11 protein-coding genes are annotated in these 9222 nt (G+C 44.0%); all 11 read right to left on the bottom strand.

Features of this window, described 5'->3' with window-relative positions:
* Positions 1 to 97: 97 nt before the first annotated feature.
* The 11 genes from OPS28_RS13210 to OPS28_RS13160 all read right to left on the bottom strand — a co-directional run bounded on the left by OPS28_RS13210 (position 98) and on the right by OPS28_RS13160 (position 8956).
* Positions 98 to 1777, bottom strand: a complete 1680-nt coding sequence (locus OPS28_RS13210) for a Na(+)/H(+) antiporter subunit D (protein WP_265609936.1) — start codon at positions 1775 to 1777, stop codon at positions 98 to 100.
* The gene (locus tag OPS28_RS13205; protein WP_265609935.1) at positions 1777 to 2094 is read right to left on the bottom strand and encodes a hypothetical protein; all 318 of its coding nucleotides are present in this window, start codon (positions 2092 to 2094) and stop codon (positions 1777 to 1779) included. The genes OPS28_RS13210 and OPS28_RS13205 overlap by 1 nt, the downstream gene beginning before the upstream one ends.
* Positions 2094 to 3593 (bottom strand): proton-conducting transporter transmembrane domain-containing protein, encoded by a 1500-nt coding sequence (locus OPS28_RS13200; protein ID WP_265609934.1) that lies wholly within the window; start codon positions 3591 to 3593, stop codon positions 2094 to 2096. The genes OPS28_RS13205 and OPS28_RS13200 overlap by 1 nt, the downstream gene beginning before the upstream one ends.
* Complete coding sequence (locus OPS28_RS13195) at positions 3590 to 5098, bottom strand: monovalent cation/H+ antiporter subunit D family protein (RefSeq protein ID WP_265609933.1); 1509 nt, start codon at positions 5096 to 5098, stop codon at positions 3590 to 3592. Before OPS28_RS13195 ends, OPS28_RS13200 begins: the two co-directional genes overlap by 4 nt.
* On the bottom strand, positions 5091 to 5450 hold the full coding sequence (locus OPS28_RS13190) for a cation:proton antiporter subunit C (protein WP_265609932.1): 360 nt from the start codon (positions 5448 to 5450) through the stop codon (positions 5091 to 5093). Before OPS28_RS13190 ends, OPS28_RS13195 begins: the two co-directional genes overlap by 8 nt.
* On the bottom strand, positions 5450 to 5872 hold the full coding sequence (locus OPS28_RS13185; RefSeq protein WP_265609931.1) for a Na(+)/H(+) antiporter subunit B: 423 nt from the start codon (positions 5870 to 5872) through the stop codon (positions 5450 to 5452). Before OPS28_RS13185 ends, OPS28_RS13190 begins: the two co-directional genes overlap by 1 nt.
* Positions 5862 to 6422 carry a DUF4040 domain-containing protein gene (locus tag OPS28_RS13180; RefSeq protein ID WP_265609930.1) on the bottom strand — a complete coding sequence of 187 codons (561 nt, stop codon included), beginning with the start codon at positions 6420 to 6422 and terminating at the stop codon, positions 5862 to 5864. Before OPS28_RS13180 ends, OPS28_RS13185 begins: the two co-directional genes overlap by 11 nt.
* Before the next feature lie 2 nt (positions 6423 to 6424).
* Positions 6425 to 6760 carry a monovalent cation/H(+) antiporter subunit G gene (gene mnhG / locus OPS28_RS13175; RefSeq protein ID WP_265609929.1) on the bottom strand — a complete coding sequence of 112 codons (336 nt, stop codon included), beginning with the start codon at positions 6758 to 6760 and terminating at the stop codon, positions 6425 to 6427.
* Entirely contained in the window at positions 6757 to 7065 is a 309-nt protein-coding gene (locus OPS28_RS13170; protein ID WP_265609928.1) for an MrpF/PhaF family protein, read from the bottom strand. The genes mnhG and OPS28_RS13170 overlap by 4 nt, the downstream gene beginning before the upstream one ends.
* Positions 7062 to 7550: a Na+/H+ antiporter subunit E gene (locus tag OPS28_RS13165; RefSeq protein WP_265609927.1), complete on the bottom strand. Its 489-nt coding sequence runs from the start codon at positions 7548 to 7550 to the stop codon at positions 7062 to 7064. The genes OPS28_RS13170 and OPS28_RS13165 overlap by 4 nt, the downstream gene beginning before the upstream one ends.
* A gap of 326 nt (positions 7551 to 7876) precedes the next feature.
* Complete coding sequence (locus tag OPS28_RS13160; protein ID WP_265609926.1) at positions 7877 to 8956, bottom strand: matrixin family metalloprotease; 1080 nt, start codon at positions 8954 to 8956, stop codon at positions 7877 to 7879.
* Between the last annotated feature and the right edge of the window lie 266 nt (positions 8957 to 9222).

The raw sequence follows: 9222 nt of genomic DNA, 5'->3' as shown, positions 1-9222 counted from the left end.
ATCACCAAACGTCATGAATGTTCCCTTCTTTTTTATCTCACTGATTTACCGTAATTATTTGTGGGGATACCTCAGACTCTGACCCCTTTTTTACTTTTTAGACTGCCCTGGCTAAAAAACCTAAAAACAACAAGAGCACCAGCACTGCGGTCATGCGTTTAGTTAATTGTGAAATTAAATAACTGCTGGACGACTTGTTGTTGGGTAGTTTTGCATACCAGCTTGAAGATAATTCAACCGAACGCGCTTTAAGTGAACTGAGTTTAGTCATAATCCCCACGCTTACTGACGGTAACGCTTTGCGGTAAAACCAGTCCACGTCCAGATTCACAGAACGTAATTCAGGTGGATATAATCCTTGTTTATTTAACCACACAAACGCTAATGCCGAGAAGAAAAGCAACTGCAACTGAGTGAGCGTATGGGTAATATCGTACGGCATATAATCATGCTCCCACGGGAGCAGGGAATACAATATGTCGGGATAGCTGCCTATAACGATACAAAGAACCGCCGCAATGAACATGGCGGCCAGCATGTTGGCTGGCGCTTCTTTAGGCCGCAATCCAGAATCGTGAGCAAAAAACGCAAAAAATGGTATTTTGATCCCAGCATGGTGAAACACGCCCGCCGAGGCAAATAGTAGCATCAACCAAAGGTATTCGTGTCCAGCTTCGATCATAGCGGCCATAACCATGCTTTTTGAAACGAATCCACTGAAAAGAGGAAATGCTGATATTGAAGCTGCACCAATGATACAAAACCAAGTTGTTTTAGGCATGGTCTTATATAGACCGCCCAGATCTGAGCCGTTTACATGCCCTACACGATGAAGTACAGCACCCATCGTCATAAATAACAGCCCTTTGAAGATAACGTCGTTAAACGCGTGAGCAACAGCGCCATTCAGGGCTAACGCAGTACCAATACCGATACCGCACACCATAAAGCCGAGCTGGTTAATTAAACTGTAAGCTAATACCCGGCGTAAGTCGTTTTCTATTACTGCATAGAAGATTGGAAAGCACGTCATGGCTGCACCAATGTACACAAGTAGTTCGGTCCCCGGGAAGCAGCGGGCCAGGGCAAATACAGCCATTTTTGTGGTAAATGCCGATAGGAACACAGTACCCGTTGGGGTGGCTTCTGGATAGGCGTCTGTCAGCCAGGTATGCAAAAACGGGAAGGCGCATTTTATGCCAAATGCAAAAAACAGCAACCAGGACGCCAGCCCATCTAAACCGATATAGTCGAATGCAAGACTTTGTGTTTGATGATAATGAAGGGCGGTGCCTGCTAGCAATAGTACACCGGACAAAACTTGATAAATGAGATACCTTAATCCGGCTGAGGATGCTTCAGGCGTACGTCTGGCCCATATCAACCAAACTGAGGTCAGCGCAAGCATCTCCCAAAACAAAAAGAGGGTAATTAAATCACCCGCAAAACATGCCCCTAACGCACTGCCGGCATAGACCAAACCAGAAGTCTGTTGCAGTAGATCTTTGACATGAAGGCAAAATAATAAGGCGATGAATGCTGCAATATGAAATAGATAACCAAACATCAAACTTAGGCGGTCAATGCGCATCAGCTCAAGTTCAAATTCCATAAAGGTTATTTGAACAGCTTGTAAACTTTCACTGTTCACATAGAGGTTTATGCCGCTTAAAACGGGCACGAGCAATACTAGCCAGCGTGTTTTTGCGGGCAGTAGTGGCAACAATAATGCGGCCAAATAAAATGCAATAAAGGGCGGGAGTTCTGTCATCCACATCAATGTTCACTCTCCGAATTAAGAGGCGCTGTCGAATCAGGTTGAGAAGCGTCTGAAAAATAATTTTCATCACGCATTAATACTTTCCGCATCAGTTTGGCAATCAGCACCAAAACGACGCAAGCTACGAAGCCATATAGCGCATAGAAGGTAGGAATAGATTCGAAATAGACATAAATGTGTCGATGCACAAAGAAATCCAAAAGAAACAATACGACACAAAGAAAATAGAATATGCGCAATATTAAGCGCACATTTTCAGGCTTGTCAAAAAAGTAGACTTTCTCGTCTGACTTAGCTGGTGTGACTTTATTCATTAATTTTGCACTCCACTAGTCCCTGCTTCTGCCCCTATCTGGGCTAGGCTGTAAAACGGCTCGGGGTGAAAAAATAGATATATACATAGGGCAGCGGGTATGGCTAACCCTACTAAGCACGGGAGAGGGGCCTCCTTAATGCCTGCACTGGGTTGCGTTTTCGGTGACGTGCCAAAATAGCCTTTAAGAGGAATAATACCTAAATAGTAAATATTCAACAGCGAGCTTAGGAGTAACGTAATAACGATGGACCAACGGATAAACTCTGCGCCTGTAAACTCAATGCCGCCCATGATCAGATACCATTTGCTCCAGAAGCCTGCTAAGGGAGGTAGACCGATTATGCTCAAGGTGCCGATCAAGAATACACCAAATGTGAATGGCATTTGTCTACCTAGACCAGCAAGCTCACTGATCTTAGTCTTGTGCGCGGTTATTAAAATTGCGCCCGCAGCAAAAAATAAGCTTATTTTTGCGAAAGCATGCATGGCAATGTGTAAAGCTCCCCCAAACATACCAGCAGAATTCACCATCATTATTCCTAGCACGATATAGCTAAGTTGGCTGATGGTTGAATAGGCCAGACGTTCTTTTAAGTTATCACGGGTTAACGCCACCAGTGACGCAACTAAAATGGTGATTAGTGGGAAAAATATCAGCCATTGATACCAGAAAGAGCCCTGTAAAAGTTCAGGACCAAAAATAAATAAGGTCACTTTCAGCAACGCAAATACGCCTGCTTTTACTACCGCAACAGCATGTAGAAGCGCACTTACGGGGGTAGGCGCAACCATTGCGGCAGGTAACCAACGATGAATTGGCATCACCGCAGCTTTGCCTATACCAAATAAAAACAATAGGTATAGCCCTGCCACCCACCCTGAGGAAATATGCCCTTGAAGAATGCCACCTTCTGTAAACGTGAGCGTGCCGGTGATTTGCCAAACAATTAACATGCCGAACAAGAAAAGACCAATTGACGTGCCCATTAATATACCGAGATAAATCCGCCCACTGCGTCTGGATTTTTCGTCTCCCTTGTGTGTCACCAATGGGTAAGTGGAAAGCGTTAATGCTTCATAAAATAAGAACAGCGTAAACAAGTTATCTGAGAAGGCAATGGCCATCACTGCCGCTATGGCAATGGCGAACATGGTATAAAAACGGGTCTGATTTTGTTCCTGATGACTGCGCATATAACCTATGGCATAAATAGAGGTTACCAACCACAAGCTGCTGGCAATAAGGGCGAACATTAGCCCTAGTCGGTTTATGGCAAATGTTATACTTAAACCTTCGACAGGTTGTGCAAGCGTCCATGCGGTAATGTCAGAATTCTCAAAGTTTAAATAAAGATTTAAAACCACAATAAATAAACTTGTTGCTGTAGCAATAGTGACTAATTCCCGTACGTTGGGATGTTTATCCAGTCGTGAAATTACAATCGCACCGAAGAAGGGAATAATGAATGTCAGTAACATCAATACCTGAGCCGTCATTGAGTTACTCCTTGTGCAGCGAACAATGCATCCACCGCTTTTTGTGCGCCTTGCAATGTCACGTCAGTATTAAAGCCAAAATAGATACATAAAACAGCCAGACTCCACAGCCCAATTATCATACCAACCGGCATCCTCGCAACGCTGTCGCCCCCTTGTTCTACTTTGCCTATTCGTGACTTCGTTGCGGGCTGAAAGTAGAGTACTTCGATTAATTTCCAGCAATAAATTACTGCCATAAGCGACCCCACCAGTAAAGCAACAACTACTAACCATTGCTGTTGCGCCAGTGCGGCCTGGGCCAAATTCCATTTACTGATGAATCCGACGGTACCTGGCACACCAATAAGACTTAAAGCACCAATTATCAGTGCACCGAACGTGATGGGCATACGTTTACCCATACCACTAATAGAGCGATAATCTGTACTGTTTAGGCGGTAAACTAAAATTCCCGCTACCATAAACAGCATGCCTTTCATTAATGCGTGATTAAATATATGCAGTAAGCTGGCGCGCAAACCTGCATCGCTAAGTAAACCGATACCAATAACAATGTAACCAATTTGCGCGACACTGGAATAGGCCAGCATTTTTTTAACTTCGCGCTGACCAATAGCGAGCCAGGAGCCGTAAATGACAGCGACTGTTCCAATCAGTAACAGTGACTGAGGCAGCCAGCTATTGAGCATATACTCAAATGAAAATACGTCATAAAGGCAACGAATTAGCGCATATAGCGCTACCTTTGTTGAGGTAGCAGAAAGGAAAATGCTAACCGTGCTGGGCGCATAGGTATAGGCGTTTGGTAACCACAAGTGCATCGGGAATATGGCGGCTTTCAAAGCCATACCCACCACAATAAGCGCAAACGCAGTATGTAATAAAGGGCGATTTTCAATTGCAGGAAGTAAATTTGCTAAATCCTGCATATTCAGTGTGCCAGTGGCAGCGAGCAGCATACCTATGCCCAATAGGAAAAATGTCGCGCCCAGCGTTCCCAAAATTAAATAGTGGAAGGAAGCTGTTAGCGCCCGGCGATTTTTTCCTAACCCAATAAGCGCATATGAGGCAAGCGAGGATATTTCCAAAAAAACAAACATATTGAAAATGTCGCCTGTTAAGCACATGCCTACAAGACCTAAAAAGCATAATAAAAACGCGGCGTAAAAAAGCGGGATTTGATGCGTTTCTATCTCTCGTTCAACACTTTTAGGGGCAAATACCATTGTGGCTAATGCAATCAAACAAACAATAAAGGCTACCAGCGCATTAAGGGGGTCAATAATATATTCGATACCCCAAGGCGGCGCCCAGCCCCCCATTGCATAATGAATTTCGTTTCCTTGTTGTACATCGGCTAGCAGTTCAAAAGACAAATAAGCACATGCAATAGTGACAAGTAAACTTATGATCCAACTTAGTTTGGCGTGATTGCTTAAAACCAGAATGGGTGCAGCAATCAGCGGAATAATAATTAATAGTACGCTGATATGTTCAGTCATCCAGGCGATCCATGTTATCTAATTCATCTTCTTCTATCGATTTATATGCTTCCCGTATCCTAACGATAAGGGCGAAGCCGAGTGCGCTAGTTGCTACACCGACCACAATCGCTGTCAGCATCAGTACTTGAGGAAGGGGATTAGAATAGCTTTCATACCCTTCTGCAATAATTGGGACCGTGCCTCCCGTTACTTTGCCAAGACTGACATAAAATAAAATTGCACCCGTTTGGAAAACGTTTAGACCCGCTATTTTCTTAATTAAATTGCTGCAACTCATAAGTGTGTAGAGGCCAACCATCATAAGACAGATGAGTAACCAGTAAATCAAGTGACCTTCAATAAAACTCATCAACGGCTCACCACTCTACGTGCAAAACTAAAAAAGATGAGTAACATAGTTGACGCCACCGTCAAACCTACTCCCAATTCAATAACGATAATGCCTATGTGCTGCCCTGTTAGTGGATTGGATGCCAATGCACTGTAATTCAAGTATTCGCCACCTAACAGCATGGAAACGACTCCCGTACCAGCATAAAGAAGTAGGCCACCGGCAGAGAGAGCAATAAGTAACTTATCTGTCATAACATCCGCAGCCCTGTCCATTCCGAATACTAACGCATATAGCAAAATAGCGGTGCTGAAGATAACGCCAGCCTGAAAGCCGCCGCCAGGACTAAAGTCGCCATGAAACTGTACATAAAAAGCGTAAATTAGAATAACGGGGATAAGTACTTTCGCCATCACCCGCAATATCAGGTTATCCTGCATCTGCGTTCCTCCTGATTTTCGGTTTATAACGGCGTCTGAGAAGCAGCAGTACGCCTACCCCAGCCGTAAATACCACTGTAACTTCACCCAAGGTATCAAAACCACGATAGCTGGCTAGTACGGCCGTTACTAAGTTAGGCACGCCCGTTTCGGCTTGCCCCTGTTGTATAAATCTATCTGCCATTTGTGTATGTATGGGAGCTTCAGGATCGCCAAATTTAGGCAGACCGGTTGTTCCATAAAGCAACAATGCCCCCGTAAAAATCGAAATCGTCAGCGCACTTTTCGATAATTTCTTTCTTGGTTTTTCTTTGCTTTCTTTCGTCGCGGCTAACGTTGCCAGCATTAGCACCGTAGCGATCCCGGTTCCTACTGCGGCTTCGGTAAAGGCAACATCGGGCGCATCAAGTAAGATAAATAAACTCGCGACAAGTAAACTGTAAAGGCCAAAAAGCATCGCCATCGCAAATAGCTGATGGGTAAACAAAATGCCTACTGCACTGGCAATTAAAAAAACTAACAGAAAGATATCTACGGTAAGTGCCAACATAATTATTCTGTTACCTTAATTTTAACAGTAGGTGCATGTTCTTTGACCCCTTTAGGATTTAAGCCCCATTTCCACGCGTTGTGGCCTAAAGAGAACGAAGACGTGGGGCTGGTAAAGAATAAAAAGAGAAAAATAAAAAACAGTTTGGCGCTGACAAGTGACAGGCCAGCCTGAAAAGATAAACCGCACAAAATTAAGAAACTACACAAGGTGTCAGTGACGCCAACGGCATGCAAACGGCAATAAAAGTCGGGCATTCGATGTAAGCCAATTCCGCCAATAATGCTAAGAAATGCACCTAAAGCCAGAAATGCGCCACTTATCCAATCTACTATCATGGCTTTTCTCCTGGTTTTACTTCTACCCTGGGGCGCACAGAAGCATAAAACTTACCCCTTTCTACTAACCGTAAAGCCGCTACAACGCCGACAAAATTGAGTAACGAGTAAAGTAGCGCAATATCTAATACATCGGCTCGCCCCGAGATAAAGGCAACCACAGCAACGAGTAATACCGCCTTAGTACCGAACATATTGACTGCTAAAATCCGGTCGAACACCGAAGGTCCGGCTAACGCCCTAGCCAATGCCAGTGCCATGGTTACTAAGATAGAAAAACTAATTACATAGAGAAACTCGTTCATGATTGTTTCCCGTTGTGTTCATCTTGCTGAATGGGAAATATATCGGCCAGCTCTCCTTCAATTAACGCCTGCGCACCCTCTTTACTGATAGTGTGCACCAGCACAGAATCGGGATAAATTTCGATGCTGGCAGAGCCTGGCGTAAGGGTAATGGAGTTAGCGTATATGACCTTACTCAGATCATCCTGTTGAGGAAAAGGTATTCGGATAAGCTGAGGTTCAATAGGCCGTACGCCAATGATACGCAATACCACATCAATATTGGCCTGAAATATTTTATAAACTAATACGGCCCAGTATTTAAACAGGTCGCCCGTTAGGTGAACAGGGTGACTTTCTTCATCAATAACTCTCATACGATGTGATAAGAGTAGTGTGATGAGCACTGAAACCACGCCGAAACCAATCATCAGCGGGTTATAGTGACCTGAAAGCAATAACCAGAGAATCATTAATAGGCTGGCTAAACTAAAATAATGCATCATTCGTTGGCTAACTCCAGCTTGGTCACCTTTGATTATTCTAAATTAATTTCGTATCTACCATAGATGAGTTGTTTAGGTCTTGGCAAGAGAAACCGAATCTAAGTGCTCAAAAATAGTACAAACCTAGTGGGGTTCGGTTAAATAGTGGTTAGCTTCTGGGAATTGTGCGCCCAGAAAGCGCATTATTTTGAGACTATTTCGCATTGAGCATGCACGAGGCGATAAAAGAATACATGGATCGTACAAAGGAAGCCGTCGATCCATGCAGGATAAGGTCAAATCACGAGGCCTTTATTCTACTACACTGGTGACACCAGGGGCAGAAACTAATATAACATAATAGACCCACTTCCCTGGGAGCCAGAAAAATAAAGTCTGGTACGGACGATGTACTCTCGGCCTCTGTGCAGATGTGCTTTAATCTTTGAATTAAAGTCGAACCCACTGTCATCATCACCATCTATAAATTCCTCAATCCCATCTCTTAACTCAAAAAGCACCATCACTGTGTCCATGCGACCAAACGTTTGTAGGGTATATTTACGCGAGAGGGTTGGCTTAATGATAAAGTCTATTTGTTCGCCAGGATCGATACTGAACCGTTGTGATTCGTACTCAAATAGCGTGGGAGTGCTGGGGGGCAGGGGAGGGTAAAGCGTTTGAATGGTTTGAATGTCAACGGACGATAGCCCTGAAGCAGGAATGAGTGGCTCATTTTGATACTCAGGCGGATTTACTATTAATCCTGCTTCAAATTGATAATGCATAATCGAGTCTTTGTCCCAGTCCGACCCATCCACCGTATTGGCAGGAATTTTTCTGATTATATTCCAGTGAGTTTGTTCTCTTGACCAGTAATTGGGATAACCGCCAAGACTCTCATAAACCTTCTCTTCGTCCCATACTATGCCAGCCTTAGGATTCTGGTGTTCGTGTGGGAATCCCAATACATGGCCAATTTCGTGTAAAGCCGTATCCCTCCCGTAACTGGTAGTTAAATCCCAGCCGTAATTAGTGGTTCGCTGGGCAGGATTATTTGCATAGTCGATACAATCTCGTCCCACATACGACCAGGAGCCATCCGATTGGTCAAACCCAATACGAATGGTGGCTTCCTCGGGGGCATCCACTTCTCTAAATGTGAGCCCAATCCCCAGATCTTTCCAGGTTGAAAAGGCATCTCTTACCGCTTGTTCTTGTTCGCTACCTCCGCGCCACTGAGCCGGCTGCTTGAAAAAATAGTAGGTTAACTGTGTTCCGTTTACCCACATTCGGTCTAATTTGGCAATTAGCCTGAGTCGATATCTATCGATGATATGACTTAAATCTCTGCCTTGTACTTCCGGCATTGAACAATATTGACTTGGATTACGCTCTTTTTTAGTCGATTTTTTAGCCTTAGCCATAGTTAATCTCCCTAATTTATAAGTTGTTAATTACATTCGCATACTCCTGAACTAATTAAGTGGTGATTCTAATTTGAGTGTGTTGACCGTGGCCGCCCACTTGAACAGCGCTGGGCAACGCGCGCTGTCTGTTTTGAATATAATTTAATCAGTGTCATTCCGCTAGGAAAGGCTGAAGGTTTAATGTTTTGCGGGCAAAATAAGAAGCGAACTGCTTGGAAATGATTCTGGGTGAGAAGAGTATCCAGTGAGATAAATGCTTATAA

It is taken from the genome of Alteromonas sp. ASW11-130 (assembly GCF_026183735.1).
Lineage (GTDB): Bacteria > Pseudomonadota > Gammaproteobacteria > Enterobacterales > Alteromonadaceae > Alteromonas.
This window is presented reverse-complemented; position numbering and strand designations above follow the sequence as displayed.